General features: G+C 72.9%; 27 protein-coding genes. 11 read left to right on the forward strand and 16 right to left on the reverse strand.

All coding sequences use genetic code 11. The features are described from left to right. The first annotated feature begins 164 nt into the window (after window positions 1–164). Together QC385_RS04375 and QC385_RS04380 are read left to right on the forward strand one after the other, a co-directional pair. Window positions 165–1,292 carry an NADH:flavin oxidoreductase gene (locus tag QC385_RS04375; protein WP_279539928.1) on the forward strand — a complete coding sequence of 376 codons (1,128 nt, stop codon included), beginning with the start codon at window positions 165–167 and terminating at the stop codon, window positions 1,290–1,292. Window positions 1,293–1,391: 99 nt separating this feature from the next. Further along, a complete protein-coding gene (locus QC385_RS04380) occupies window positions 1,392–2,948 on the forward strand; it encodes a carboxylesterase/lipase family protein (protein WP_279539929.1) in 1,557 nt (518 codons plus the stop codon). A 1-nt stretch (window position 2,949) separates the two neighbouring features. On the opposite strand, the gene QC385_RS04385 is transcribed toward QC385_RS04380, so the two are convergent. The 4 genes from QC385_RS04385 to QC385_RS04400 all read right to left on the reverse strand — a co-directional run bounded on the left by QC385_RS04385 (window position 2,950) and on the right by QC385_RS04400 (window position 5,682). Continuing rightward, window positions 2,950–3,522: a hypothetical protein gene (locus QC385_RS04385; RefSeq protein ID WP_279539930.1), complete on the reverse strand. Its 573-nt coding sequence runs from the start codon at window positions 3,520–3,522 to the stop codon at window positions 2,950–2,952. Between the two features lie 22 nt (window positions 3,523–3,544). Further along, entirely contained in the window at window positions 3,545–3,679 is a 135-nt protein-coding gene (locus QC385_RS04390; protein ID WP_279539931.1) for a DUF397 domain-containing protein, read from the reverse strand. Between the two features lie 112 nt (window positions 3,680–3,791). Next, window positions 3,792–4,727, reverse strand: a complete 936-nt coding sequence (murQ, locus tag QC385_RS04395) for an N-acetylmuramic acid 6-phosphate etherase (protein WP_279539932.1) — start codon at window positions 4,725–4,727, stop codon at window positions 3,792–3,794. A 52-nt stretch (window positions 4,728–4,779) separates the two neighbouring features. Further along, window positions 4,780–5,682, reverse strand: coding sequence for a MurR/RpiR family transcriptional regulator (locus tag QC385_RS04400; protein ID WP_401471078.1), 903 nt, complete (start codon window positions 5,680–5,682; stop codon window positions 4,780–4,782). A gap of 55 nt (window positions 5,683–5,737) precedes the next feature. Between QC385_RS04400 and QC385_RS04405 the strand changes: the two genes are divergently transcribed. After that, the gene (locus QC385_RS04405; RefSeq protein ID WP_279539933.1) at window positions 5,738–6,121 is read left to right on the forward strand and encodes a hypothetical protein; all 384 of its coding nucleotides are present in this window, start codon (window positions 5,738–5,740) and stop codon (window positions 6,119–6,121) included. Then, window positions 6,118–6,405, forward strand: coding sequence for a DUF4031 domain-containing protein (locus QC385_RS04410; RefSeq protein WP_279539934.1), 288 nt, complete (start codon window positions 6,118–6,120; stop codon window positions 6,403–6,405). Before QC385_RS04405 ends, QC385_RS04410 begins: the two co-directional genes overlap by 4 nt. Here QC385_RS04410 and QC385_RS04415 read toward each other — a convergent pair. Next, a complete protein-coding gene (locus QC385_RS04415; protein ID WP_279539935.1) occupies window positions 6,378–7,454 on the reverse strand; it encodes a GNAT family N-acetyltransferase in 1,077 nt (358 codons plus the stop codon). The genes QC385_RS04410 and QC385_RS04415 overlap by 28 nt on opposite strands. Before the next feature lie 10 nt (window positions 7,455–7,464). Further along, window positions 7,465–8,127, reverse strand: coding sequence for an HD domain-containing protein (locus QC385_RS04420; protein WP_279539936.1), 663 nt, complete (start codon window positions 8,125–8,127; stop codon window positions 7,465–7,467). A gap of 47 nt (window positions 8,128–8,174) precedes the next feature. On the opposite strand from QC385_RS04420, the gene QC385_RS04425 reads away from it, so the two are divergent. Together QC385_RS04425 and QC385_RS04430 are read left to right on the forward strand one after the other, a co-directional pair. Next, window positions 8,175–8,855, forward strand: coding sequence for a maleylpyruvate isomerase family mycothiol-dependent enzyme (locus QC385_RS04425; RefSeq protein WP_279539937.1), 681 nt, complete (start codon window positions 8,175–8,177; stop codon window positions 8,853–8,855). A gap of 119 nt (window positions 8,856–8,974) precedes the next feature. Further along, the gene (locus QC385_RS04430; RefSeq protein ID WP_279539938.1) at window positions 8,975–9,667 is read left to right on the forward strand and encodes a copper homeostasis protein CutC; all 693 of its coding nucleotides are present in this window, start codon (window positions 8,975–8,977) and stop codon (window positions 9,665–9,667) included. A gap of 86 nt (window positions 9,668–9,753) precedes the next feature. Here the strand turns inward: QC385_RS04430 and QC385_RS04435 are convergent, their stop codons facing one another. Continuing rightward, window positions 9,754–11,793 carry a HelD family protein gene (locus QC385_RS04435; RefSeq protein WP_279539939.1) on the reverse strand — a complete coding sequence of 680 codons (2,040 nt, stop codon included), beginning with the start codon at window positions 11,791–11,793 and terminating at the stop codon, window positions 9,754–9,756. Between the two features lie 336 nt (window positions 11,794–12,129). Here QC385_RS04435 and QC385_RS04440 point away from each other — a divergent pair, with 336 nt between their 5' ends. Continuing rightward, a complete protein-coding gene (locus QC385_RS04440) occupies window positions 12,130–12,321 on the forward strand; it encodes a hypothetical protein (protein ID WP_184985143.1) in 192 nt (63 codons plus the stop codon). 21 nt (window positions 12,322–12,342) lie between these two features. On the opposite strand, the gene QC385_RS04445 is transcribed toward QC385_RS04440, so the two are convergent. After that, window positions 12,343–13,986: a DNA repair helicase XPB gene (locus QC385_RS04445; RefSeq protein ID WP_279539940.1), complete on the reverse strand. Its 1,644-nt coding sequence runs from the start codon at window positions 13,984–13,986 to the stop codon at window positions 12,343–12,345. A 199-nt stretch (window positions 13,987–14,185) separates the two neighbouring features. Here QC385_RS04445 and istB point away from each other — a divergent pair, with 199 nt between their 5' ends. Beyond that, window positions 14,186–15,427, forward strand: coding sequence for an IS21-like element helper ATPase IstB (gene istB, locus QC385_RS04450; RefSeq protein ID WP_279539941.1), 1,242 nt, complete (start codon window positions 14,186–14,188; stop codon window positions 15,425–15,427). Here istB and QC385_RS04455 read toward each other — a convergent pair. The 3 genes from QC385_RS04455 to QC385_RS04465 all read right to left on the reverse strand — a co-directional run bounded on the left by QC385_RS04455 (window position 15,405) and on the right by QC385_RS04465 (window position 18,538). Beyond that, the gene (locus QC385_RS04455; protein ID WP_279539942.1) at window positions 15,405–15,596 is read right to left on the reverse strand and encodes a hypothetical protein; all 192 of its coding nucleotides are present in this window, start codon (window positions 15,594–15,596) and stop codon (window positions 15,405–15,407) included. The genes istB and QC385_RS04455 overlap by 23 nt on opposite strands. 100 nt (window positions 15,597–15,696) lie before the next feature. Further along, window positions 15,697–15,828 (reverse strand): hypothetical protein, encoded by a 132-nt coding sequence (locus QC385_RS04460; RefSeq protein ID WP_279539943.1) that lies wholly within the window; start codon window positions 15,826–15,828, stop codon window positions 15,697–15,699. Window positions 15,829–16,003: 175 nt separating this feature from the next. After that, the gene (locus QC385_RS04465; protein WP_279539944.1) at window positions 16,004–18,538 is read right to left on the reverse strand and encodes a helicase C-terminal domain-containing protein; all 2,535 of its coding nucleotides are present in this window, start codon (window positions 18,536–18,538) and stop codon (window positions 16,004–16,006) included. 154 nt (window positions 18,539–18,692) lie between these two features. Between QC385_RS04465 and QC385_RS04470 the strand changes: the two genes are divergently transcribed. Then, window positions 18,693–19,712 carry a hypothetical protein gene (locus QC385_RS04470; protein ID WP_279539945.1) on the forward strand — a complete coding sequence of 340 codons (1,020 nt, stop codon included), beginning with the start codon at window positions 18,693–18,695 and terminating at the stop codon, window positions 19,710–19,712. 59 nt (window positions 19,713–19,771) lie between these two features. Continuing rightward, window positions 19,772–20,395, forward strand: coding sequence for an HAD family hydrolase (locus QC385_RS04475; protein WP_279539946.1), 624 nt, complete (start codon window positions 19,772–19,774; stop codon window positions 20,393–20,395). Here the strand turns inward: QC385_RS04475 and QC385_RS04480 are convergent. Next, window positions 20,374–20,622 (reverse strand): hypothetical protein, encoded by a 249-nt coding sequence (locus QC385_RS04480; RefSeq protein WP_086601337.1) that lies wholly within the window; start codon window positions 20,620–20,622, stop codon window positions 20,374–20,376. The two genes, QC385_RS04475 and QC385_RS04480, sit on opposite strands and share 22 nt — an antisense overlap. Before the next feature lie 163 nt (window positions 20,623–20,785). Here QC385_RS04480 and QC385_RS04485 point away from each other — a divergent pair, with 163 nt between their 5' ends. Beyond that, on the forward strand, window positions 20,786–21,169 hold the full coding sequence (locus QC385_RS04485; RefSeq protein WP_010035896.1) for a cold-shock protein: 384 nt from the start codon (window positions 20,786–20,788) through the stop codon (window positions 21,167–21,169). Window positions 21,170–21,174: 5 nt separating this feature from the next. On the opposite strand, the gene QC385_RS04490 is transcribed toward QC385_RS04485, so the two are convergent. The 4 genes from QC385_RS04490 to QC385_RS04505 form a co-directional block, all read right to left on the reverse strand. Next, complete coding sequence (locus QC385_RS04490; RefSeq protein ID WP_086844385.1) at window positions 21,175–22,023, reverse strand: MqnA/MqnD/SBP family protein; 849 nt, start codon at window positions 22,021–22,023, stop codon at window positions 21,175–21,177. Next, entirely contained in the window at window positions 22,013–22,813 is an 801-nt protein-coding gene (locus QC385_RS04495; RefSeq protein WP_279540349.1) for a futalosine hydrolase, read from the reverse strand. The genes QC385_RS04490 and QC385_RS04495 overlap by 11 nt, the downstream gene beginning before the upstream one ends. A 14-nt stretch (window positions 22,814–22,827) precedes the next feature. Next, the gene (locus QC385_RS04500; RefSeq protein WP_279539947.1) at window positions 22,828–23,301 is read right to left on the reverse strand and encodes a DUF2771 domain-containing protein; all 474 of its coding nucleotides are present in this window, start codon (window positions 23,299–23,301) and stop codon (window positions 22,828–22,830) included. A 62-nt stretch (window positions 23,302–23,363) separates the two neighbouring features. After that, window positions 23,364–24,797, reverse strand: a complete 1,434-nt coding sequence (locus QC385_RS04505) for an MFS transporter (protein ID WP_279540350.1) — start codon at window positions 24,795–24,797, stop codon at window positions 23,364–23,366. Window positions 24,798–24,985 lie beyond the last annotated feature (188 nt).

Genomic DNA, 24,985 nt, shown 5'->3' on the forward strand with positions numbered 1-24,985 from the left:
ACGTCCTTGCCGAGGGCGGCACTTCCTGTTCCGACAGGGGGTGCCGCCCTCGGGCGTGTCCTGGATCACAGTGCGAACGGGATGGGGTGGGCGGGTCCGGGTGGTTGGACAGTACGTCCTATGCGTATGCACATACTGTCCGGTATCCGAAGAGGAGCCCCCACGTGACCGTCGACGCCTCCGCCGCCTCCCGCGCCGCCGAAATCCTGTCCCGGCCCGTATCGCTGGGCGGCCTGACCGTCCCGAACCGGATCGCGATGGCGCCGATGACCCGCATGTTCTCCCCGGGCGGCGTCCCCGGCGACGACGTCGTCTCGTACTACTCCCGCCGCGCCGCCGCCGGCGTCGGCCTGATCGTCACCGAGGGCACCTACGTCGGCCACGAGTCGGCCGGGCAGAGCGACCGCGTGCCGCGGTTCCACGGTGAGGAGCAGCTCGCGGGCTGGGCGAAGGTCGCCGAGGCGGTGCACGCCGCGGGCGGCACGATCGTGCCGCAGCTGTGGCACATCGGCATGGTCCGCAACCAGGGCGAGCCCCCGGTCGCGGACGCCCCGGCCGTCGGCCCCTCCGGCCTGCGCATCGGCGCCGACGAGCCCACCGGCAAGGCCATGACCCAGGCCGACGTCGACGCCGTCATCGGCGCGTTCGCCGAGGCCGCTGCCGCCGCCGAGCGCATCGGCTTCGACGGCGTGGAGATCCACGGCGCCCACGGCTACCTGCTCGACCAGTTCTTCTGGGAGGGCACCAACCGCCGCTCCGACGCCTACGGCGGCGACCCGGTCGCCCGCGCCCGGTTCTCGGCGGAGATCGTCGCGGCCGTCCGCGAGACCGTCTCCGCCGACTTCCCCGTCATCTTCCGCTACTCGCAGTGGAAGCAGGACGCCTACGACGCCCGCCTCGCCGAGACGCCCGAGGAGCTGGAGGCCATCCTGACTCCGCTCGCCGCGGCCGGTGTCGACGCCTTCCACGCCTCCACCCGCCGTTACTGGGTGCCCGAGTTCGACGACTCCGACCTCAACCTGGCCGGCTGGACCAAGAAGCTCACCGGCAAGCCCGCCATCACCGTCGGCTCGGTCGGCCTGAACGGCGACTTCCTCAAGGCCTTCCAGGGCGAGGGCGCCGAGATCGGCGACCTCGACAACCTCCTGGACCGCTTCGAGCGCGACGAGTTCGACATGGTCGCCGTCGGCCGCGCCCTGCTCCAGGACCCGCAGTGGGCGCGGAAGGTCCTGTCCGGCCGCTTCGAGGAGCTGGCGCCCTACGACCCGGCGGCGCTGAAGACGCTCAGCTGATCCCACGGGATCCGCATCCGGGGTGCCCTGGATTCGCTTGCGTCAGTCAAGGACACTGGCCGAGCGCCTGTTCACCGGCACCCCTGAGGAGACCCAGAGATGACGACGACCGAGTCCCACCCCCCGACCGGCGCCCCGGCAGAGCAGCCCGAACCGGTGGTGCGCACCGCCGCCGGCGCCGTACGCGGCCGCAGGGAGGAGGGACTCGCCGTCTTCCGTGGCATCCCCTTCGCCGCACCCCCCGTGGGCGAGGCCCGTTTCATGGCACCGCGCCCCGCCCACGCCTGGGACGGCATACGGGACGCGTACGCCTTCGGCCCGCCGCCGCCGCAGGACCTCGGCAACCTCGGCGGCCCGGGCCTGCTCGACGTGCCCGAGGGCGACGAGTGGCTCACGGTCAACGTCTGGACCCCCGAACCCGACCCGGGCGCCCGCCGCCCGGTGATGGTCTGGATCTACGGCGGCGCCTACAAGCTCGGCCACTCCGGCAGCCCCGGCTACGACGCCCGGCGCATCGCGGCCGACGGTGATCTCGTGGTCGTGTCCCTCAACTACCGCGTCGGCATGGAGGGCTTCGCCCACATCGAGGGGGCGCCCGCCAACCGCGGCCTGCTCGACCAGGTGGCCGCGCTGGAGTGGGTACGGGACAACATCGAGGCGTTCGGCGGCGACCCCGGCCAGGTCACGGTCTTCGGCGAGTCGGCGGGCGCGGGTTCGATCGCCTCGCTGCTGGCCATGCCGAGGGCGGCGGGCCTGTTCCGGCGGGTGATCGCGCAGAGCGTGCCGGGGACGTTCTTCTCGGACGCCCTGGCCCGTGACATCGGTGCCGCTCTCGCCGCCGAGATGGGGCTGCGCCCCACGGTCGCCGACCTGGCGGCCATCGCCCCGCGCGAACTGACGTCGGCGGGTGAGTCGCTGAGCGGCAAGATGCTCCAGTACGTCGACCGCTGGGGCCAGGCGGCGCCGACGGTGACGCCCTTCTCGCCCGTTGTCGACGGCGAGGTCCTGCCGGTCTCGCCCTGGCAGGCGCTGGCGGCCGGTGCGGCGAAGGACGTGGACCTGCTCGTCGGCCACAACCGCGACGAGTACCGCCTCTTCGTCGCCATGGCGGGCCGACTCGGCCAGATCTCCGAGGAGAGGGCGACAGCGGCCCTTCGCCTCTTCGCCCCCGGCCCCGACGGCGAACAGGCCTACCGCGCGGCTTTCCCCGACGCCACCCCCGGCGAACTCTACGAACGCGTCCAGACGGACTGGCTGTTCAACATGCCCTCCCTGCACCTGGCCGAGGCGCAGCGCGCGGGCGGCGGCCGCGCACACGTCTACGAACTGACCTGGCCGGCCCCGGGCAACGGCGGCGCGCTGGGCGCCTGCCACGGCCTGGACATCCCCCTGCTCTTCGGCACGTTCGGGGCGGACCTGGGACTTCTGCTGTTCGCGGGCACGGAGCCGTCCGCCGAGGCCGAGGCGCTGTCGTCCCGTTTCCGTCAGTCCTGGACGGCGTTCGCGAGGACGGGGGACCCGGGCTGGCCGGCGTACGAAGACGCGGAGCGGCTGGTGCAGGTGCTGGACGCGGAGCCGGCGGTGCGGGTGTACCCGGAGGACAGGTCGCGGCGCCTGTGGGAGGGCCATGACTTCTCCGCCCTGCCCCTGCTGTGAGTCACAGGTTGCCCATCGGCTCGATGTCGACCCTGACCGGCGTACCCCACACGCGCAGCACCTCGTAGTCGGTGAACTCGTGCACCAGCCGGTACGCCATGGCGGCCCGGGGCGCGCGGCGCTGGGCGGCGATGAACAGCTCGGCCTCCCGGCGGTCCCGGCGCGGGGTGCCGCACAGTTGCCAGGCCTGGCCGTTCCACAGCTCCGCCAGCCAGCGCTGCTGGGGCTGGGGGCGGTCACCGCGCAGGCCGTAGCGGGTCTGCACGGGCTCGGTGGGCTGCGGGTGGTGCGGGGCGGGACCGTTGAACTCGGCCCGGCGGGCGGCCCTGCGCCGCGTCTCGCACAGCAGGCAGCCGTCCGGCGCGCCCTCGTCGACCGGTCCGTTGGGATGCTCGGGGCAGCGCGTGGTGGGCGGGGCGCTGCTGACACTCTCCTCCAGCAGGTCCAGGGCCCGTCGCAGGTCCGCCTTGACCTCGTGCAGCTTGGCGTCCGGGGTGTCGGAGCCGAGGGCTTCGCCGTGCTCGCCGAGGAGACGGAGGGCGCGGCCTAGAGCGGTGAGCTGGGCGTGGTTCATGGGCCCATTGTCGCCGGGAGCGTCACCTCGTGATGTGGGTGAGGAAAGCGGACCAGGCCGGAGTGGTGAAGAGCAGGACCCGGCCGGACGGGTGCTTGGAGTCGCGGACGGGCACGAGCGTGGCGTGGTCGTTGGCCGGGGCAACTCCCTGTCGCACACATCGGCTTGTCTCACGCCGTGTATGGCCAGGTTAGAGGCGGTGCGGACACGCTGTGTGGCGATTTGCCAACTCTGCGTGGAGGGGGGCGTCGCCCCGCGGGCATGACCGGTCAGTCCGTCGCCGCCGCCAGGGCCGCGCGCAGATGGCCGTCGGACCGCGCCAGCAGGCGGGCCGCCGTCGGGCCGTCCACGTCGGCCAGGATGGTCAGGATCGCGTTCTTCACCTCGCCGTCGGTGGCGGCCAGGGCGCGTTCGATCTCCTCGTCGCCGGCGCCGGTGGCGAGGGCGACGATGCGGTGGGAGCGGGCGCGCAGTTTGTCGTTGGAGGCGCGGACGTCGACCATCAGGTTTCCGTAGGTCTTGCCCAGGCGGATCATCGTGATCGTCGAAAGCATGTTGAGGACGAGCTTCTGTGCCGTGCCGGCCTTCAACCGGGTGGAGCCCGTGAGCAGTTCCGGACCCACGACGATCTCGATGCCGTGCTCGGCGGTGGCCGCGAGCGGGCTGCCGGAGTTGCAGGCGAGGCCGATGGTGAGGCAGCGGTGGGCGCGGGCGTGTTCGACCGCGCCGATGGCGTACGGGGTGCGGCCGGAGGCCGAGATGCCGACCACCGTGTCGTCCGGGGTCAGGCCGAGCGGCTCCAGGTCGGCACGGGCCAGTTCCCGGGAGTCCTCCGCGCCCTCGACGGAGGTGACCACGGCCTGCGGGCCGCCCGCGATCAGCCCGACGACCCGGGAGGGGTCGGTGTTGAAGGTGGGCGGGCACTCGGAGGCGTCCAGGACGCCCAGCCGGCCCGCCGTGCCCGCACCCGCGTAGACCAGGCGGCCGCCCCGGGCCATCCGCTCGGCCAGGGCGTCGATAGCGGCGGCGATCTGGGGCAGCCGGGCCGCGACCGCCCCGGCCACGGTGGCGTCCTCGCCGTTCATGAGCCGGGCGATGTCGAGGGTGGGCAGCCGGTCGATGCCGGCGAGGTCCGGCCGGAACGCCTCGGTGGTCAGGGACTCCAACTCGGCTCTGAGATCACGGGGGTCGGAGGTGGAGGTCATGGGACGGCTCTTTCTGTGTCTTTCCGTGCTTCCGGTGCCGGCCGGGGCCGGCTCAGGAACGGTGCCGGTGGGCCAGCGCCTCGTACGACGCCGAGAGCGCCGGCGCCGCCGTCTCGTACGTCCGCTGCGCCACCCCCACGAACAGGCAGTCCACCACAAGAAGCTGACCGGTCCGGGACGACATCGCCGCGGGACGCAGCTCGCTCTCCCGGGCCGTGGACGTGGTGAGGACGTGGTCGGCGTACTGCGCGACCGGGCCGTCGGGACGGCCGGTGATCGCCACCGTCGTCGCCCCGCGCTCGAAGGCGACCCGCAGCGGCTCGATGACGTCCCCCGTCGACCCGGAGTGCGTGATGGCGATCGCGACGTCGCCCGCGCGCAGTTGCACGGCGTTGGTGACGGCCAGGTGCGGATCGCTGTGCGCGTGCGCCACCAGCCCTATGCGCAGGAGCTTCTGCGTGAGGTCCTGGGCGACCAGCCCCGACGCCCCGACGCCGTACACGTCCGTGCGGCGGGCACCGGTCAGCGCGGTGACGGCCGCGCCCAGCTGGACGGTGTCGAGACCGGCGGCGGTGTCGGCGAGGGTCTGCTGCTCGTCGTAGGCGAGCTTCGCGACCACGTCGGCGATCGGGTCGTCGACCGCGATGTCCGTCGTTATGGCCGGGGCGCGGCCGGACTGCTGCTGCGCGGCGAGGCCGGCGAGGGCCAGGCGCAGGTCCCGGTAACCCGGATAGCCCAGCAGCCGGGCGGTGCGTACGACGGTCGCCTCGCTGGTGCCGGTGAGTTCGGCGAGGCCGGTGACCGTGAGGGCCGCGCAGCCGGCCGGGTCGCCCGCGACGGCCTCGGCGACGCGCTGCATGGAACGCGTCATCGACGGGCCCAGCGTGCGGACCTTGGCCGCGAGGGCGGCGGGTGCCGGCGGGGTGCCGAAACTTTCCTTCACTCTTGAGGTCACCTCTGAAAGATATTTTCGGCTCGGCGTCGGGGTCAAGAGTGCGCACAATGGGGGCATGGACCCCATCAGCCCCCTGGAGCAGGCGCTGCACGCCGCGCGCGCCCTCGTGCTGGCCGACCTCGTCGCGGGACGCGTCGCCGAGGCGGACGTCGTGTCGTTGGTCGAGGAGTCCGTCGTGCAGCGGCGGTGGTGGGTCGAACAGTGGCCGGAGGGCGCGCAGTACGTCGCCGGTCTGGTCGCGCAGGACGTGCAGGACGCCCTGCTGGAGCGCTACGGCCGCTGGCCGCTGTGCCCGGTGTGCGGCACCGGCGAGCCGCACGCGCTCCAGGTGGAGCCGGAGTTGGGGGCCGACCCGCACTGGGTGTGCAGCGAGGCGGGCGTGAAGGTCGCGGCGCTGGGATCGCTGGGCGAGGCCCTCGGCGGAACGGCGCCCTCGTGACCGTCTACATCGACCCGCCGACCTGGCCCGGCCACGGCCGCATGTGGTCCCACCTGATCAGCGACGTCTCCTACGAGGAGCTGCACACCTTCGCCGAACGCCTCGGTGTGCCCCGGCGCGCCTTCGAACGCGACCACTACGACGTCCCCGCCCAGCGGTACGCGGACGTCGTGGCGGCCGGGGCCGTGGAGGTCAGCAGCCGCGAGGTGGTGCGGCTGCTGCACGGGGCGGGACTGCGGCGGCCCAAGGGGCGGGCTCAGTCGCCGGGTTCGCGCAGTTCGTAGGAGACCTGCTCGGTGTCCTCCGCGACGGCCTTGAACCCGGCGCGGGCGAGGACGTTGTGCGAGGGCGTGTTGTCCCGCTCGACGTTCGCGACGACGGTCCGTACCTCGTCCCGGGACAGCGCCCACGCCGACAGCGTGCGCAGCGCCTCGGTGGCGTAGCCGTGGCCACGGGCCGCCTCGACCAGGTCGTAGCCGACCTCCACCCGCCCCGACTCGTCCGGGACGCCGTGGAAGCCCATGGCGCCGAGCGCGCGGCCGTCCTCGCGCCGGACCAGGACGTACATGCCCCACTCCGGCCGGTGGACGCCGTCCTCGTACTGCTTGAACACCAGCCCGGCGCCCACCCGGGTGCCCTCGGCCGGTTCGCCTCCGAGCCACTCGAAGCCGCCGTCGCCGACCGTGCCCAGGTCATCGGCCGCCGCCGGAGTGACGCCCTGAAGGGTCAGCCGGTCGGTCGGCAGCACCAGGTTGTTGGACCAGCGCCACTCGGTGACCGGCTCGCGGCCGGGCAGCTCACCCCGGCCGGTGGCCCACAGCAGGGTCCGCCACGGCGTGGGGCCGGGCTGCACGTGCGGGAAGATCCGGGTGAGGACGAAGTCGCACAGCTCGGGGGCCGGTTCGTACGACACGCCCAGTCCCTCGGCCATGTCGTGGGTGTGCACCAGCACCTCGGTCACGCCCATCGCGGCGAACCCCTCGCGGTTCGCGCTGCGGAACGGATACGGATGGAAGGCCCGCACCTCGCGCGGCGTCGTACGGATCGCGGCGGCGAACAGGGTGCCCATCGTGTGGATCACCCGCAGCGCGCCCGCGTTGTCCGTCCCCTCCTCCAGCGAGATCTCGAACGGCGTGTACCCGTCCGGCTCGCGCCCCGCCAACTGGCCCGCGTACCCGATGAGATCCCCGGCGATGTGCTCCGCCGTCTCCCGGCAGCTCCACTCCAGCCGCCCGGCGCGCACCGCCTCCCAGTCCCGGTCGGTGACCGCCCCCAGCAGGCCCACGCACTCGGCGACGGCCTGCTCCACCTGTTCCGCACCCGTTGTCCGCATGCCGGGCAGGTTACGAGGGGACGTCGGGTGGAAGCGACAGCATTTCCAGCTCGGCGGTGAGGTTGTAGCGGGCCGTCGCCTCCCACTCCGACGCTCCGTACGGCGTCCTGAACAGCCTCGGCAGGTGGAGGAGTTGGCGCAGGATCGCCGCGCGGCCCGTGCGGAAGGCGTCGTTCGGGACGAAGTGGTACTCCTCGCGGACGGCGGCGGTGTAGGCGGCGTACGCCGACGGGGGCGAGGCGAGGATCGCCAGGTCGGCGTCGCACAGCACCTGGCCGTCGGGGTCGTCGTCGGCGGGGTCGTGGCCGACGGTGAGGCGGACCAGGCGGGCCACCTCGGCGGTCCTGGCGGCGGACACGCCGGCCTCGGGGAGAGCGCGCTCGGCCAGGCGGGCGGAGCGTTCCTCGTTCTCGGAGCGGTCGGGAAGGTAGACGGCGTCGTGGAACCAGGCGGCCAGCCGGACCACGTCCGCATCGTGCGCGTACTTCTCCAGCACGTCGATGTGGTCCAGGACCGCCGTGAGATGCGCGACCGTGTGGTAGCGGCGCTGGGGCTCCTGCCAGCGGCCGAGCAGGTCGTCGGCGTACGGGTCAGGGTCCGGGCCGCCGGCCGGGCCCCGGGCCGCTTCCAGGGTGCGGACGAAGCGGGCGCGGAGGGCGTCGAGATCGGCCATGGGGTCATTCTCCCGCTGAACGGGGCGCGGCACCTAGCGTGGGTCCCATGACGACTCCTGCTGATGTGCACGACGTACGGGACCCCGAGCAGCCCGGGCGGCTGCTCGCCATCGAGCGTGACGCGCTGATCCCGCTGTTGCGGGGCAGGGCCGAGGAGGACTTCGCGCTGCCCGTGAGGGCGTGTCCGGGCTGGTCGGTGCGGTCGGTGCTGGCGCACTGCTCGGCCGCGCTCACCCGGGTGGTGGAGAACCGGTTCGAGGAGGACGTGTTCTCACCCGAGTCGAACGACCGGGACATCGCCGAGCGGGACGGCTGGAGCAACGCGCGGCTGGTCGACGAGCTGGAGCGCGGGATGACCGGGGCCGGGCCGCTGATCGCCGGGGCGGGCGGGAAGCTGGACGGCCTCGCGCTGGGGGAGTGGGTGCACGCCGGGGACGTGCGCGAGGCCCTCGGCGAGCCCGGGGCGTACGGCGGGGCCGGGCTGCCGGACGCGCTCGCGCTGCTCGCCCGGATCACCCGCGAGCGGGGGCGCGTGCCGCTGCACGCCGACCTCGACGACCTGGACGAACCGCTGCGGCTGGGCGAGAGCGGCGGGGAGCGGCCCCCGGGGCGCTTCATCGGGGACGGGCCGACGCTGGTGCGGCTGTGCACGGGGCGGCCGGTCGACGGGGTGCCCGTGTTCGAGCTGGTCGGGGTGGAGGCGAAGGACCTCAACATCTTCGGGTGAGCCATGTCCCCCCAGGGCTTGGAATCCGGCGGGAACGGGCAGCGTAGTCTTGATTGGACTAGACCTGTGTGGCCTAGACCTGTTGTCGAACGCCGACGCCATGCCGACGAAGGGGCCCCATGAGCAAGCGTGCAGTCCTGGAGGTGATCGCCCTCGGCGTCGAGGACGCGGTCGCCGCCCAGGCCGGAGGCGCGGACCGCCTCGAACTGGTCACCGACATGGCGGCCGACGGGCTCACCCCGTCGGTCGCGACCGTCGCCGGGATCCGCCGTGCCGTCGACATCTCGCTGCGGGTGATGCTGCGGCTCGCCGACGGCTTCGCGGCCGGGGACGTCGACGGGCTGGTGCGGGTGGCGGGCGAGTTGCGGGAGGCCGGGGCGGATGAGTTCGTGCTGGGGTTCCTCGACGCGGGGGGTGGGGTGGATCTGGCGGCTGTGGAGCGGGTCGTGGGAGCGCTGGACGGCTGCCCCTGGACCTTCCACCGGGCGATCGACCGGGCCGCCGACCGGGACGCCCTGCGCAAGCAGCTGGACGGGATGCCGGGGTTGGACACGTACCTGACGGCCGGGTCGGCGGACGGGGTCGATGACGGGCTTGCTGTGCTGCTCGCCGAGGCGGGGCGGTCCGGAGAGCCGGGGTACGAGCAGCGGTTGCTGGTGGGGGGTGGGTTGCGGCTGGAGCATGTGCCGGTGTTGCGGGGCGCGGGGGTGGACGCGTTCCACATCGGTGGGGCGGTGCGGCCGGGGGGCTGGGCCGAACCGGTGTCGGCGGAGGCGGTCGCCGAGTGGCGGGCTGCGGTGGACGGCGGTTGAGCGGTGCCGTCAACCCGCGGGCAGTCGTGCCTCCCCCAGTGCCTTAAGGGCCTGGGAGGTGCCCCAGGCGGCACGACTGCCCGCAGCTAGGCCAGCTGCGGCGGCAGCGGCGCCGCGTGCGTCACCGTCAGCCCCGACACCGCTCGCGTCAGCGCCACGTACAGGCGTCGCAGACCCGTCCGTTCGTCCGGCTCGCCGTCGACCACCGCCTGGGGCTCGTCCAGGACGACGTAGTCGTACTCCAGACCCTTCGCGAGCGACGCCGGGACCAGGGTCAGACGGGTCTCCCGGGTCGTCTCCTCGCCGGGGCCGAGGTAGGGGATCCCGGCCTCGGTCAGGGCCGCCGCCAGCTCCGGGACCCGGGCGTCCGCCGCGATCAGGCCCGTCGAACCCTCGTGGCGCAGGGATGCGCGGCAGGCGTCGACCACGTCCGTCGTCCCCGCGACCGGCCGGACCTCGAAGTGGCCCGGGTTCTCACGGATCGACACGACCGGGGTGAGCCCCGGGGCGATGTGCGGGAGCAGCCGGGAGGCGTAGGTGATGACGTCCGTCGGCACGCGGAAACCGGCCGTCAGCTCCTCGATCACCGCGTCCTGCTTGCCCAGGTGGGTCAGCGCCTCCTCCCATTCCCGGGTCGCCCACGGCGTCGTGCCCTGCGCCAGGTCGCCGAGGACGGTCGCGCTGCCGGTCGTGCAGCGGCGGCCGACCGCCCGGTACTGCATGGGGGAGAGGTCCTGCGCCTCGTCGAGGACGACATGGCCGAGGGAGTGCGTGCGCTGGATCAGGTCGGTGGCCTCGTCGATGAGGACGGCGTCGGCGGCCGACCACTGGGCGGACTTGACGCTGCGCGCCGGTTTCACGCACAGCACGGCCTTCTGCTCCTCCTCGCCGAGGATCCCCGCCGCGTGTTCGGCGAGGAAGTCCGCGTCCGACAGCAGGCGCAGCACCAGCTTCGCCGGGTCGACGGCCGGCCAGACCGCCTTGACGGCCGCCTTGACCGCGCTGTTGCGGGCCACCGCGTCCTGTACCCGGTCGTCCGGCGCCTCCCCCGACCGCTCCATCTGCACCAGCACGGCGTGGGCGATGCGCTGCGGCAGGGCCTCGCGGGCGGCGCCGTAGCGGATGTCGCGGTCGAGCAACTCGCGGACGATCTCCTCCAGTTCGTGCGCCGCCACACGCCAGCGGCGGGAGCCGCGCACGACCACGACCGGCTCGGTGGGCATCGTGACGTGCGAGTAGAGGGCCCTGCGCAGCACCCGCGCCATGCGGGCGTCGCCCTTGACGACCGCGGCCGTCGCGTCGTCCGTCCCCTTGATCTCCACGTGCGCCACCAGGTCCTCGACGGTGGCCTGCTGGACCGTCAACTCACCGAGAGCGGGCAACACTTGCTCGATGTAGTGCAGGAAGGAACGGTTCGGTCCGATGACGAGCGTTCCGGTGCGGGCGAGGCGCTCGCGGTGGGCGTAGAGGAGGTAGGCGACCCGGTGCAGGCCGACGGCGGTCTTCCCGGTGCCCGGGCCGCCCTGCACGCACACCGTGCCGGAGAGCCCTGACCGGACGATCTCGTCCTGCTCGGGCTGGATCGTCGCGACGATGTCCCGCATCGGCCCGACGCGCGGGCGCTCGATCTCCTGCTGGAGGAGCTTGCTGGTCCGGGCCGCCTCGGCCGGGTCCGACAGGTGCTCGTCCTCGTACGCGGAGAGGTCGCCGCCCGTGTAGCCGAAGCGGCGGCGCAGCGCGACGTCCATCGGGTCCTTCTTGGAGGCCCTGTAGAACGGCTGCGAGACCGGTGCGCGCCAGTCGATGACCATCGGGTCGCCGTCGGCGTCGTGCACATGCCGCCGTCCGATGTAGAAGCGTTCCCCTTCCGCCCCTTCCGCCTCCGCGGCGCCGGGTGCGTGCAGGTAGTCGAGCCGGCCGAAGAACAGCGGGGTGTCGCTGAGGTCGGCCAGGGCCTTGATGCGCTCCTCGATCTGGTGGGCCAGCACCTCCGCGTTGACCCAGTTCGCGGTGACGTCGGTGATGTCGAGGGCCTCGACGTCCTCGCGCATGGCACGCAGGGCGGAACGGGACGCGGAGAGGTGGGAGCGCTCACGGGAGAGCGGGTCGTCGACGGGCGTGGACAAGGGGGTGCCTCCGGAGGACCTGCTGAAGGAATGGCGATGAGATGCCGGCCGGTTTCCGTCCGGTCGGCGGCGCTCCGGGAGGGAGGCGGGCAAGAGCGGAGATCTTAGAGGAGCGGGGGAGCCGGCCGCCAACGGTTTTCCCGTCCCCTGTTCCCCGTCCCCTGTTCCCCGGCCCTGTTTCCCGGCCCTGTTTCTCGTCCCTTGTTCCTCGTCCCCTAGGGGACGAGGTCCTCCCCCCTCAGGGGCAGAGGTCGGTCCGCAGGCGTACGAGCGGGGTACGCGGGTTCGGCCCTCAGACCGACGCGGACTTTACGACCGGAAACGCACCATGGAGACATGAGCGCAGCAACCTTCTCCCCCGCTTCGGCACCGGGCCGCCCGCCCGGCGCCACCGCCGTGGCAGGCAGCCACCACCGTCATCTCCTCGGCGATGCCCTGCGCGCCGTCCGGGTGTTCGCGGGCGCCGCCTTCGACGTGGTCATCCTCGGCCAGTACGGCGAGGAGGTGGGCGTCGTCCGCCGAAAGTGACCGGTGCGTGGCCCGCCTGCCTCAGCTCTCCGCGAGCAGCTCGTCCGCGTCCATGATCCGGTACGCGTACCCCTGCTCCGCCAGGAAGCGCTGGCGGTGCGCGGCGAAGTCCTGGTCGATGGTGTCCCTCGCGACCACCGAGTAGAAGTGCGCCTGGTGACCGTCCGACTTCGGCCGGAGCACGCGGCCCAGCCGCTGGGCCTCCTCCTGGCGCGACCCGAACGTGCCGGACACCTGGATCGCGACCGTCGCCTCCGGCAGGTCGATCGAGAAGTTCGCGACCTTCGACACGACGAGCACGCTGATCTCGCCCTCCCGGAACGCGTCGAACAACTTCTCCCGCTGCGCGTTCGACGTCTCGCCCTTGATCACGGGCGCCCCGAGGTGCTCACCCAGCTCGTCGAGCTGGTCGATGTACTGGCCGATGACGAGGATCTGCTGCCCGGCGAAGCGGCGGACGATCGCCTCCGTGACCTTCCGCTTGGTGTCGGTCGTCGCGCAGAAGCGGTACTTCTCCTCCGCCTCGGCCGTGGCGTACGCGAGCCGCTCCGCGTCCGTCAGATTGACCCGGACCTCCACGCAGTCGGCGGGCGCGATGTAGCCCTGCGCCTCGATCTCCTTCCACGGCGCGTCGAACCGCTTGGGCCCGATCAGGGAGAAGACGTCCGACTCGCGCCCGTCCTCACGCACCAGCGTGGCCGTGAGGCCCAGCCGCCGCCGTGCCTGGAGATCCGCCGTGAACTTGAACACCGGGGCCGGCAGCAGGTGCACCTCGTCGTAGACGATCAGGCCCCAGTCCCGGGAGTCGAACAGCTCCAGGTGCGGATAGACGCCCTTCCGCCTGGTCGTCAGCACCTGGTACGTGGCGATCGTGACGGGCCGGATCTCCTTCTTCGTCCCGCTGTACTCGCCGATCTCGTCCTCGGTGAGCGACGTCCGCCGCACCAGCTCGTGCTTCCACTGCCGGGCGGAGACCGTGTTCGTGACGAGGATCAGGGTCGTGGACTTCGCCTGGGCCATCGACCCGGCGCCGACCAGCGTCTTGCCCGCGCCACAGGGCAGCACGACCACGCCCGACCCGCCGTGCCAGAAGTTCTCCACCGCCTGCTTCTGGTACGGCCGCAGTGCCCAGCCGTCCTCGGCCAGCTCGATCGGGTGCGCCTCGCCGTCGACGTACCCGGCGAGGTCCTCGGCCGGCCAGCCCAGCTTCAGCAGCGTCTGCTTGATCTGCCCGCGCTCGGAGGGGTGCACGGCGACCGTGTCCGGGTCGATGCGGGTGCCGACCAGCGGCGCGACCCGCTTCGACCGCAGGATCTCCTCCAGCACCGGACGGTCGGTGGTGGTCAGGACCAGCCCGTGCGCCGGGTGCTTGGACAGTGTGAGCCGCCCGTAGCGGTCCATCGTCTCGGCGATGTCGACCAGCAGCGCGTGCGGCACCGGATAGCGGCTGTACTGCACCAGCGCGTCCACGACCTGCTCGGCGTCATGACCCGCCGCCCGGGCGTTCCACAGGCCCAGTGGGGTCACGCGGTAGGTGTGGATGTGCTCCGGCGCCCGCTCCAGCTCCGCGAACGGGGCGATGACCCGACGGCAGTCGTCGGCCTGCTCGTGGTCGACTTCCAGGAGCAGGGTCTTGTCGGACTGGACGATCAGCGGACCATTCACGCGTGGCACCCTTTCCCACGGCCGGACGGCTCGGACGGCTCGAACGACTCGGCCAAACCTCCAGTGTGCCTGATCGTCGCCGTCCCGAGGGTGTGATCTGCGCGGGACCGGACCGGCTCCGGTCGTACTGAATGCCTTTTCATCCCAACGTGTGGTGTGAATTCCGTTTTTCCGCGGCGGCCCCGAAGAATGGCGAACCGTGCGGAACCCCACGACCACCACGCTCGGATACGCCCTGTTCGCCACCCGCTGGCTCCAGGCCCCGCTCTACTTCGGGCTGGTGGCCGCCCAGGGCGTCTACGTCTACAAGTTCTTCAAGGAGCTCTGGACCTTAATCCTGATGTGCGTGAGCGGGCACGCCACCGAGACGTACGTGATGCTCGCGGTGCTCAAGCTGGTCGACGTCGTCATGATCGCCAACCTGCTGATCATGGTGATCGTCGGCGGCTACGAGACCTTCGTCTCGCGCATCGGCCTCCAGGGCCACCGTGACCAGCCCGAATGGCTCTCGCACGTCAACTCCAACGTACTGAAGGTCAAGCTCGCCACGGCGATCGTGGGCATCTCCTCCGTCCACCTGCTCCAGATGTTCGTGGACGTCCACCACACCTCCCGGCACGCCCTGCTGTGGGGGACGGTGATCCACATGGCGTTCATCTTCTCGGCGGCGATCCTCGCCTACATGTCGGGCCCGATGGCCGCGCACGGGGATCGCGGACATGCCGAGCGCCCGCAGGCCGCGCCCGGGCGGGAGACGCCTCCCCAGGCCGAGCGGGACCACGGCGACCAGCGGCACGGGAAGCCGGAACAGGAGGGAAGGGCGGCCACGCCCGCCGTTCCCCGGCAGCCGGGCCCGGACGCGGACGCCGAGGCCCGGATCCGGGCGGCCGGCTTCCCGGCCCGCAAGCTGCTGGAGGACTTCGACCAGCAGCACCCCCGGGGCTTCGACCGGGAGACCGTGGCCCGGCTCGGCAAGGCGGAGTTCGTCGCCGCCCGGCGCAACGTGGTCCTCGTCGGCCCGCCCGGCACCGGCAAGACCCACCTCGCCATCGGCTTCGGCGTGCGCGCCTGCCAGGCCGGGCACCGGGTGCTGTTCGCGACCGCCGCCGAGTGGGCCGCCCGGCTCTCCGACGCCCGGGCCGCCGGACGGCTCGACGCGGAGCTGGCCGCCCTCGACGAGTACCCCCTGCTCATCGTCGACGAGGTCGGCTACACGCCCTTCGACGCGGCGACCGCCGGACTGTTCTTCCGCCTGGTCGCGCACCGCTACGAGCGTGCCTCGCTGATCGTGACCGGCGACCGCCCGCCCGGCCGCTGGGACGAGGTCTTCGGTGCCTGCGCCCCGGCGCTGGTGGACCGCCTCGCCCACCACGCCGACGTCGTGCGGCTGGACGGCGACAGCTACCGGACGCGCCGCGCTACTTCAGCGTGGGCAGATTGACGTTGTTGATCAGCGGTCCCTCGATGCCGATCGCCTCGGAGACCAGGGGTTCGGCACCCGCGGCCGGCAGGGGCAGCGGCAGCGCGGGCGGGGCCGCCGCGGCGGAGGGCGCGAGCACGCCCACGAGGGCGACGGCGCAGAGAGCGACGGCGGGCAGTTCTTCACGCATGGGACGACGGGGCCTTTCGCTGACCGGGAGACGAGGAACACCCCACCGCGGGCCGGCCCGGGCACGCCGGAGCCGGCCCGATGGGTGCGTGCGAGGCGGATCAGATCTGCGGTGTCTCGAGGACGAGACCGGCGACGTCGATGCTGATCGCCGCGGCGGGCGTGGCGAGCCCACCGAACGTCATCAGGGCGGCGGTGGCCAGGACGGCGGCGACTCGACGGACAGCGCGCATGCTGGGACTTCCTTTCCACAAGGCTCACAGGGACACCCGGTGGCTGCCCCCGCCCGAACGGCGGAATGCGGCGCGCCCGGCGAAGTCGCCCAAGGGTGGGAAATCCCCGGCGTGGCGTGCATGAACGCCGGCGTGCACCCGAACGGGTGAGACGACGCCCAGGCGGAACGGTCCGTCAGCCCGCGTCGTCCGCGAGCTCCGCGACCCCGGTGATCCGGTGCAGCGGGTACGTACGGACCTCGTCCGCCGTGTGGTCGTACGCGGTGACGAAGCCGCCCTCGACACGAATCGGGGCGATGACGCGCTGGCTGGCGGTGCCCTCGGCGTTGACGTAGCCGATCCACAGGGCCTCGCCGGTCAGGACGGCGGCCTGCACGGTGGCGAGGGTCTCGGCGGAACCGGTGCGGGGCAGTTCGCCGTTGACCTCCGGAGCCGTGCCGGGCTTGCGCGGGGTGGTGGAGGCGAGGTCGCCGGCCCGGATGGCGCGCAGCGCCGCCGCGAGGAGGATCTCGTCGGGGACCGGCGGGCCGTCCGGCACCGGCTCGGGTGCCGTACGGGGCGGGGTGCGGTGCGCGTGCGCGCGGGTGATCAGGACGTCGCCCTCGGCGGACTCGGCGGCCGGCGCGAAGCCCATCGCGCGCAGGCCCTCCAGCAGCCCCGCCGGGTCGGTCTGCGCGGCCAGCACGGTCGGGGCGAGCCGGCGCAGCCCGAGCCCGGCGGCCCGCTTGTCGGCGATGATCTCGTTGAGCACCGCGTCGTCGTCGCAGCGGACGTACGCCGAGGCCGCGCCGACGCGCAGGTGCCCGTGCCTGCGGGCCACGTCGTCGATCAGGTAGGTGAGCGGCTGCGGCACCGGCGTACGGGAGTGCGCGGCCAGGAAGGCGTGCAGGTCAGAGGCGCTCTGCCCGGCGTCGAGGGCGCGCCGCACCGAGCCGGGCGTGAACCGGTAGACGGTGGCCCCGCCCTTGGACTCGACGTCCGCCAGCACGCCCAGCGTGTCGGCGAGCGGGCGCCGCAAGGGGCCGGGCGCCACCGCCGTCAGGTCGGCCTGGAGCAGCACGTGGTCCAGCGGCTCCGGCAGCAGGGGCGTGAGCAGCCGGGCCGCGGCGGTGGAGGCGACGGCCTGTTCGGCGGCGGAGAGGGTGGGGACCTGCGTGGGGCGGTGGTGGACCGGGAGCTTGTCGCCCGGCCCGGAGGGCTCCGCTTCCGGGCTCTTCGCGGGAGCGGCGGGCGCCCCCAGCAGGGCCCGGCCGTGGGCCGACAGCGCACCCCTGCCCGTCACGCCCAGCATTTCCGCCTCGGACAGGGCCCACCCGGCGAGCCGGCTGCGCAGGTCGTCCTCCCGCTGGGCACCGCGCAGCGGCCGCTCCCAGCGCAGCCGGGCCAGCACCGACTCGGCGGCCGGCGCGGCACCCTCCGGCAGCCCGGCCAGCAGCGCCAGCACCCGGTGCCGTACCTCCGGCGCCGCCGAACGGTCCAGACCCGGCCCGAGCGCCGACAACGTACGGTCCTTCGCGTCCCGCCCGCCCACCAGCCCGGGCGTGCGGGTCGCCGGGAGCCACGCCGTGACCAGCCGGGACCAGCGCTCGGCGGCGGGCAGCTCCAGCCACTCGTCGTACGCCGGGGTCGCCGCGTACCGCTCGTCGGCCTCCCCGTCCGGGGCGATCAGGCCCGCCGCGTAGGCCAGTTCCACCCAGAACGCGGCGACCGGCTCGAGCACGTCGAGGGCGACGGCGGTCCGCTTCAGGTCCCGCACGCTCAGCCCGCCGGCCCGCAGTACCGCCGGCCCGCCCTCGTCCCAGTCCTTCAGCAGCTCCTCGACGGTCGCGAGGGCGGTGTACGCCTGCCCGGCCGCGGTGCTGTCCACAACCTGTGGACGGTGCACGGCGGCGGCCTCGACCGCCGGCGGCACCGGCTCGGGCGTCCGGTGCGCGCGCCCCCGCCGCAGGTGCAGGGCGACCTCGCGCGGCAGTACGACCGTCCCGGGCGCCGTCGGCAGCAGCAGCCCCCGGTCCAGCAGCCAGCGCAGCCGGGGCGCCGGATCGGCCGTGACCTGCCCGTACGGCGGCCCCCACACCAGCCGCTCCAGCACGTCGAGTGAGTCGGCCGGGGCCTCGGCGAGCAGCGCGGCCATCCGGCGCCGGTCCGTGAACAGCCCGGTCAGGGAGGTCACCGCGGAGACCGAGTCGTGGGTCGAGGGCAGCCCGGCTGCCGTGACGATCTCCTGGATGCGCCCCGGGGACATCCCGGCGGTGGCCTCCTGGACCGTCGGGCCGAGCCCCGTCGGGGAGGGGTGCTGCGGCGAGGGCGCCAGCAGCTCACGGGCCGTGCGGACCAGCCGCAGCCGGTCGTCGCCGCCCCACACCAGGGCCTGCTCGCGCAGGACGCCCAGGGCGTGCGGCAGGGCCTGGGCGACGGCCGGGTCGGCGTCGTCCCCGGCCATGAGCCCGAGCAGTTCGTCGTACGTCGCCGGATCCGCCGCCACGGCCAGCGCCTCCGCCGTCTGGAGCGCGAACCGGTCCAGCCGCTCCAGGGCCCGCACGACCGAGGCCCGGGTGCCGGCGCGGGTCGCGAGCTGCGTGAGGTCGGTGGGCACGGGCGTGATGAGATCCGGACGGCTGCGCAGGAGCGCGCCCAGCGAGACGTCGTCCCGCCCGCGGAGCGCTTCCGCGAGGGAACGGGGGGCCGGAGGCCTGTCCTCGGTGCTCATCCGGTCCACGGTAGCGGGTCGCCTCCGGCGGCCGGGCCGACTGCGGGCGGGCGGGCGGGGCCGGGTGCCGGACGCGCATGTGGGTCGCGCACTCGTACTCGCGGTACCGTCGACCGACGGCGTCAGCCAACGCACACGCCCCGGAGGGGACTTCGTGGGGATTGAGAGCGACCAGGTCGTTTACGAGTATCTGAGCCGCGTCGGAGACGTGGCCCAGCAGCGGCAGTTGTCGTCTGCCACCCGCATGCGTCTGGTCGCGGACCTGCGCAACGAGATCGACCGGCGCCGCGCGAAGGCCACCGTCGACTCGCCCGCCGCCGTCCGCCGCATCCTGTCCCGCCTCGGCAGCCCCGACGAGGTCGTGGCGTCGGCCGCGGACGGCACGGGCGGCGGCGGTACGAAGGAGAGCGCACCCGCCGCCGTGCCCGTACAGCGCGAGGCCCGCGAGCGGGACGAGCCGGGCGAGCGGCCGAAGGGGGTCATGCGGCGCGTCGTACCGCGTCCCCGCCCGGCCCGGTCCGCCGATGAGCCACCTCCCGCCGCCACCGAGGGCGCGGCCCCGCCGCACCTGGCCGCCGGGCACGAGCTCGGGGACAGCGCGGTCCAGCCGGACTGGTGGCGGGTGGACAGCAGCCCCTTCGGGGCCGGCGACGACGTGCCGGGCTTCGTGGGCGGCGTGGAGCTGCCGGCCCTGCTGAAGCCGCCGAAGCCGAGGAAGCCGGAACTGGAGAAGGCGGCGGCCGACGAGGAGACGGCACCGGTCGTCGAGGTCGCCGTGGTGCCGGAGGAGACGGCCGGCAAGGCGAGCCGCCGGCGTCTCCCGCGCCTGCCCGCGGGCGGCTGGAACAACCCGTTCCTCCTGATCGCCGCCGGTCTCCTCGTCGCGGGCGCCGTACTCGGCAACTGGTTCGTGCTGATCCTCGGCTGGCTCATCGCCTACGCCTCCCGCCGCCTGACCCCGGCGGAGACGAAGTGGGCGGTCGTGATCCTCCCCGGTCTCTCCGTCGCGGCCGGCGTTCTCTGGCTGTGGGGCAGGATGAACGACCGCTGGGGCACGCCGATCGCCGAGGGCGGGATGAACGACGCGGTGGCGGAGACCTGGCCGTGGGTGGTCAGAGGTGCGGCGGTGGCGTCGGCGCTGTTCCTGGTCTGGCGCTCGCAGCGCTCTCGTTAGGCCCTGTCGGGCCTGGCCGGTCACAGCGTGACGTCTGCCGTTCACACCGTCTGGGCACAATGGCCCATATGGCAATCACCGTCGGCTTCGACCTCGACATGACCCTCATCGACTCCCGCCCCGGCATCCGCGCCTGCTACCAGGAACTGTCCGAGCGGACGGGGACGTACATCGACGCCGATCTGGCGGTCACGCGGCTCGGGCCGCCGCTGGCCGAGGAGCTGGTCAACTGGTTCCCGGCCGACGAGGTCGAGACCGTGGCGGACGTCTACCGGGAGATCTACCCGACCGTCGCGATCGCCGCGACGCCCGCGCTCCCCGGCGCCCGGGAGGCCATAGCGGCCGTACGGGAGGCCGGCGGACGCGCGATAGTCGTCACCGCCAAGTACGAGCCCAACGCCAAACTGCACCTCGCGCACCTCGGCATCGAGCCCGACGCGGTCATCGGCGACCTGTGGGCCGAACAGAAGGCGGAGGCGCTGCGTGAGCACGACGCGGGCGTCTACGTCGGCGACCACGTCGGGGACGTACGCGGAGCCCGGGCGGCCGGCGCGCTGTCGGTCGCGGTGCCCACCGGCCCCTGTCCCCCGGAGGAACTGCGCGCGGCGGGCGCGGACATCGTCCTCACCGACCTGACGGAATTCCCGGGGTGGCTTTCGGACTACCGTCCAGCACGCGCCTGACGCCGGCCCGCCGCCACGGAACGCAGCACTCCCGCGCCGGCCATCAGGAATCCGACCGCCATGAGCATGCTCAGGCCGAACATATAGGTCGGAAAGGGTGTCGTCCCCAGCAACAGCGGGGCGACCGTGACCAGTGTGGCCACGGCGCCGATGAAGAAGACGATGCCACCGGCACGGACCAGACGGTCACCGGGAGCGGCGGAATTCGTTTGGGTTTTGTCACGCACCCGACCAGGGTAGTTCCCAGCGCGAAGGAACAACCGGGTGACGTCTTGTCACCGGCCTGAAGAGCATTAGCCTTGGTACCGGCGGGTCGTACGACCCGCCCGAGTGCTATCCAGAGCCGTTTTCAGAAGCAGTTTTCCGACGAGTACGAGGACGAGGACAGACGTGCCTACCGGCAAGGTCAAGTGGTTCAACAGTGAGAAGGGCTTCGGCTTTCTCTCCCGCGACGACGGCGGTGACGTCTTCGTCCATTCCTCGGTCCTCCCCGCCGGAGTCGAGACGCTCAAGCCGGGACAGCGGGTGGAGTTCGGAGTCGTCGCCGGACAGCGCGGCGACCAGGCGCTGTCCCTGACGATTCTGGATCCGACCCCCTCGGTCGCCGCCGCGACCCGCAAGAAGCCGGACGAGCTGGCTTCGATCGTCCAGGATTTGACGACTCTCCTGGAGAACATCACGCCGATGCTGGAGCGGGGCCGCTACCCCGAGAAGACCGCCGGCAAGAAGATCGCGGGCCTGCTGCGCGCGGTCGCCGACCAGTTGGACGTGTAGACCGCTCAGGGGAAACGCAGCGCGTTCGGGCCGAGGGGCGGCACCAGCCCCTCGGCCGCCGCGCGTGTCAGCAGCCCGCGTACGGCGGCGTAGCCGTCCTCGCCGAGGTCGGCGGTGAACTCGTTGACGTACAGCCCGATGTGCTGGTCGGCGACGGCCGGGTCCATCTCCTGGGCGTGCTCCATGACGTACGGGCGGGACGCCTCGGGGTCGTCCCAGGCGGCGCGGACGGACGTCCGGATGGAGTCGGCGAGCAGCCGCAGCTTCTGTTCGCCCAGCGACCGCTTGGCGATGATCGCGCCCAGCGGGATCGGCAGCCCGGTGGTGTTCTCCCAGTGCTCGCCCATGTCGGCGAGCTTGTGCAGGCCGTAGTCGCGGTACGTGAAACGCGCCTCGTGGATGACGAGCCCCGCGTCGACCTTGCCGTCCCGCACGGCCGGCATGATCTCGTGGAAGGGCATGACGACGATCTCGCCGACCCCGTCGCCCAGCGTGTCCGCGGCCCACAGCCGGAACAGCAGATAGGCGGTGGACTTCTCACTGGGCACGGCGACCGTACGACCGGCGAGATCGACGTCCGCCTCCCGCGTCAGCACCAGCGGCCCGCAACCTCGCCCCAGCGCACCGCCGCACGGCAGCAGGGCGTACTCGTCGAGGACGTACGGCAGCACGGCGTACGACACCTTCAGCACGTCGAACTCGCCGCGCTCGGCCATGCCGTTGGTGATGTCGATGTCGGCGAAGGTCACGTCGAAGGCGGGGGCGCCGGGGACGCGGCCGTGGGCCAGGGCGTCGAAGACGAAGGTGTCGTTCGGGCAGGGGGAGTAGGCGATCTTCAGCTGCTCACTGGTCATGCCGGTTCCAACTCTCCAGTACGGGCAGGAGCTTCCCGAATCCCTCGGTGAGGGCCGCCAGGGCGTCGGGGATGCGCCAGGCGGCGCGGTCGCGCGGCCCGACGGGGTTGGAGATCGCCCGGACCTCCAGCACGGGCACCCCGTGCGCGGCGGCGGCCTCGGCCACACCGAAGCCCTCCATGGCCTCGGCGAGCGCGGTGGGGTGACGCTCGCGGAGCGCGCGGGCCCGCTCGGCGGTCCCGGTCACCGTGGACACGGTGAGCACGGCCCCGGTACGGGCCCCGACGGCGTCGCCGACCAGCCGTACGAGGTCCCGGGGCGGGTGGTGACGCACGGTCCCGAACCCGAGCTCCGTGACCGACACGAACCCGTCATCGGTCTCGGCCCCCAGATCGGCCGCGACGATCTCATCGGCGACGACGAGCGACCCCACGCCCGCCTCGGGCTGGAACCCCCCACCGATCCCGGCGGAGACGACGAGGTCGTAGGGGTCGCCCTGGAGGGCGGCGACGGTGAGGGCGGAGGCGGTGGAGGCAGCGGCGAGGGCGGGCCCTACACCGGCGGCGATCACCTGGAGGTCGAGCACCCCGCCGCGGGCAGTCGCGCCGCCACGGCCGTGGGCAGTCGTCCTGTTACCGCCGTGGGCAGTCGTTCCGCTGGGGCGGAACGGGTGGGCACGGCCTGCAACGCCGAGTGCCTCCTCACCGGACCCCGGGGGCAACGCCCCAAAGGCCCGAGCCACCGCGTCCCGTTCAACAACAACCGCGGTGGCAACAAGCACCCTGCCCAGCCCAGCGGCAGCGATTACGCGTCCTTCTCCAGCTTGAAGTTCCACAGCCCCGACGTGTCCTTCTCGCCCTGCTTGATGGACACCAGCGTCGAGTTGCCCTGCGCCCCGTACTGGGCGTTGAAGAACACGCTGCCAGGAATGGTGCGGTACGTCTTCGTGCTGGAGTCGGTCAGCGGCTGGCCGTTCATCAAGATCGTCCAGCCCTCATCGGCGATCTCCGGATCGACACCAAAACGCACGGTCTCGTCCGGGTCGACGGAGATGGTCTTGACGCCCTTGTCCTTCAGGCACTGCGTGAGGTCGGACGACTTCAGGGCGTCGCCCTCGCCACCACAGGTGGCCTCGGAGTTCACCGAGTCGCTGCCCACGGTGACCGTGGCCATCGGCGTCGGCTTGTCACAGGCGGAGAGGACGAGCAGTCCGGCGGATACGACGCCGGCGGCGGCGACGGCGCGGCGGCGTCGCACAGCGGATTGCAACGTGGTCATGGGCGAAGGCTATCGGGCCTGCGGGTCGGACCGCCCACGCGGGGTACGGCGTGCCCGTACCGCTACGCCACGCGCGGCCGTGCCGCACCGCCGCGCCGGGCCGAGCCGATCAGCCCCCGCACGGTCGTCAGCCAGCCCGTGCCGACGATCGCGGCGCCCACCGCCAGCCCGAGCGTGCCGTTGAGCGGCATCACGATGCCGACCGCCCCGCCCAGCACCCAGGACATCTGGAGCAGCGTCTCGGAGCGGGCGAAGGCCGACGTGCGGACCAGTTCGGGCACGTCCCGCTGGATCAACGCGTCGAGCGACAGCTTGGCCAGGGCCTGCGCGAAACCGGCGATCGCGGCCAGGCCGGCCACCAGGATCGCGCCGAAGAACAGCGCGGCCGTGATCGCCGCGCCCAGCACGCACGCCACGACCGTCACGATGATGATCTCCGGCGCCCGGGACCGGAGCCACGCCCCCACGGCCGTACCGAGCGCGTTGCCGACGCCCGCCGACACGCCCACAATCCCCAGGGACACGGCGGCGCTCTGGCCGGAGATCGGGTGCTCGCGCAGCAGGAAGGCGAGGAAGAAGATCAGGAAGCCCGTCAGGCAGCGGATGGACGCGTTAGCGGCCAGGGCATGAGTGACGGCCGGGCCGACCGTGCGCAGCCCGGGGCGCTTGACGGGGCGGCGGTGCGGCCCGTGCAGGTGCTCCTCGTCCGCGGCCAGCAGGGCGGTGTCCTCGCCCTTGGCGGAGTCGACCTTCGGCGGCAGCGTGAACGACAGAAACGTCCCTGCCACGAAGATCACGAAGGCACCGTAGAGGGGCCAGCGCGGCCCGACCTGCTGGAGTCCGGCGCCGATCGGCGCCGCGATGCCGGTGGCCAGGAGCCCGCCGAGGGTGACGCGCGAGTTGGCCTTCACCAGGGAGAAGCCGGGCGGCAGCAGCCGGGGCACGACGGCGCTTCTGACCACCCCGTACGCCTTCGACGCGACGAGGACACCGAGCGCCGCCGGGTACAGCTGGAGGCTGCCGCTGACGACCGCGCCGGACAGGATGAGCGCGAGCAGCGCCCGGGCCAGCATCGCCCCGGCCATCGCGGCCCGGCGGCCGTGCGGGATGCGGTCGAGGAGCGGGCCGATCACCGGCGCGAGGAGGGTGAAGGGCGCCATGGTGATGGCGAGGTACAGCGCGACCCGGCCGCGGGCCTCGTCGGTCGGCACGGAGAAGAACACGGTCGACGCGAGGGCGACGGTGATCATCACGTCTCCGGCGCCGTTCACGCCGTGCAGCTCGATCAGCTTGCCGAGGCCGGACTCGCCGGCGCCGTGCGCGTGGGTGGCCTTGCGGATGCCGCGTGCGGTGCCGGTGAAGGGCAGGTGCAGGGCACGGCCGACCGCGCGGAGGGAGCCGCGCACACGGCCCGGTCCGCTCAGTCGGCTGCTTCCCTTGACCCCTTTCGACCCACCGGTCCCGGTGTCGCCTTGGGGCGTCCTCGCGGCTGCCACGTCGTCATAGTGCCCCGAGATGGCCGTGGGTAGTGCCATTACAGCTTGTATAGGGCCTGTGGGGTGACTGTCCGGGTTGCCGGCGCCCGGTCGGCACGGTGGTCGGAGCCGTCGGTCAGGACCGTCGGTGTACGCGAAGTGGGGCGGAAGGGTAGCGTGCGTATCTCAGCCATCCCGCAAAATGGATG

Source organism: Streptomyces sp. DH10 (assembly GCF_029813805.1).
Taxonomy (GTDB): domain Bacteria; phylum Actinomycetota; class Actinomycetes; order Streptomycetales; family Streptomycetaceae; genus Streptomyces; species Streptomyces coeruleofuscus.

Coding starts and splice junctions, on each gene's coding strand:
- QC385_RS04465 (WP_279539944.1), bottom strand. CDS start 18,538: ATGAGCACCGAGGACAGGCCTCCGGCCCCCCGTTCCCTCGCGGAAGCG.
- QC385_RS04380 (WP_279539929.1), top strand. CDS start 1,392: ATGACGACGACCGAGTCCCACCCCCCGACCGGCGCCCCGGCAGAGCAG.
- QC385_RS04430 (WP_279539938.1), top strand. CDS start 8,975: ATGAGCAAGCGTGCAGTCCTGGAGGTGATCGCCCTCGGCGTCGAGGAC.
- QC385_RS04405 (WP_279539933.1), top strand. CDS start 5,738: ATGGACCCCATCAGCCCCCTGGAGCAGGCGCTGCACGCCGCGCGCGCC.
- murQ (WP_279539932.1), bottom strand. CDS start 4,727: ATGACCTCCACCTCCGACCCCCGTGATCTCAGAGCCGAGTTGGAGTCC.
- QC385_RS04440 (WP_184985143.1), top strand. CDS start 12,130: ATGAGCGCAGCAACCTTCTCCCCCGCTTCGGCACCGGGCCGCCCGCCC.
- QC385_RS04425 (WP_279539937.1), top strand. CDS start 8,175: ATGACGACTCCTGCTGATGTGCACGACGTACGGGACCCCGAGCAGCCC.
- QC385_RS04460 (WP_279539943.1), bottom strand. CDS start 15,828: ATGCGCGCTGTCCGTCGAGTCGCCGCCGTCCTGGCCACCGCCGCCCTG.
- QC385_RS04420 (WP_279539936.1), bottom strand. CDS start 8,127: ATGGCCGATCTCGACGCCCTCCGCGCCCGCTTCGTCCGCACCCTGGAA.
- QC385_RS04415 (WP_279539935.1), bottom strand. CDS start 7,454: ATGCGGACAACGGGTGCGGAACAGGTGGAGCAGGCCGTCGCCGAGTGC.
- QC385_RS04500 (WP_279539947.1), bottom strand. CDS start 23,301: ATGACCACGTTGCAATCCGCTGTGCGACGCCGCCGCGCCGTCGCCGCC.
- QC385_RS04475 (WP_279539946.1), top strand. CDS start 19,772: ATGGCCCATATGGCAATCACCGTCGGCTTCGACCTCGACATGACCCTC.
- QC385_RS04455 (WP_279539942.1), bottom strand. CDS start 15,596: ATGCGTGAAGAACTGCCCGCCGTCGCTCTCTGCGCCGTCGCCCTCGTG.
- QC385_RS04490 (WP_086844385.1), bottom strand. CDS start 22,023: ATGACCAGTGAGCAGCTGAAGATCGCCTACTCCCCCTGCCCGAACGAC.
- QC385_RS04385 (WP_279539930.1), bottom strand. CDS start 3,522: ATGAACCACGCCCAGCTCACCGCTCTAGGCCGCGCCCTCCGTCTCCTC.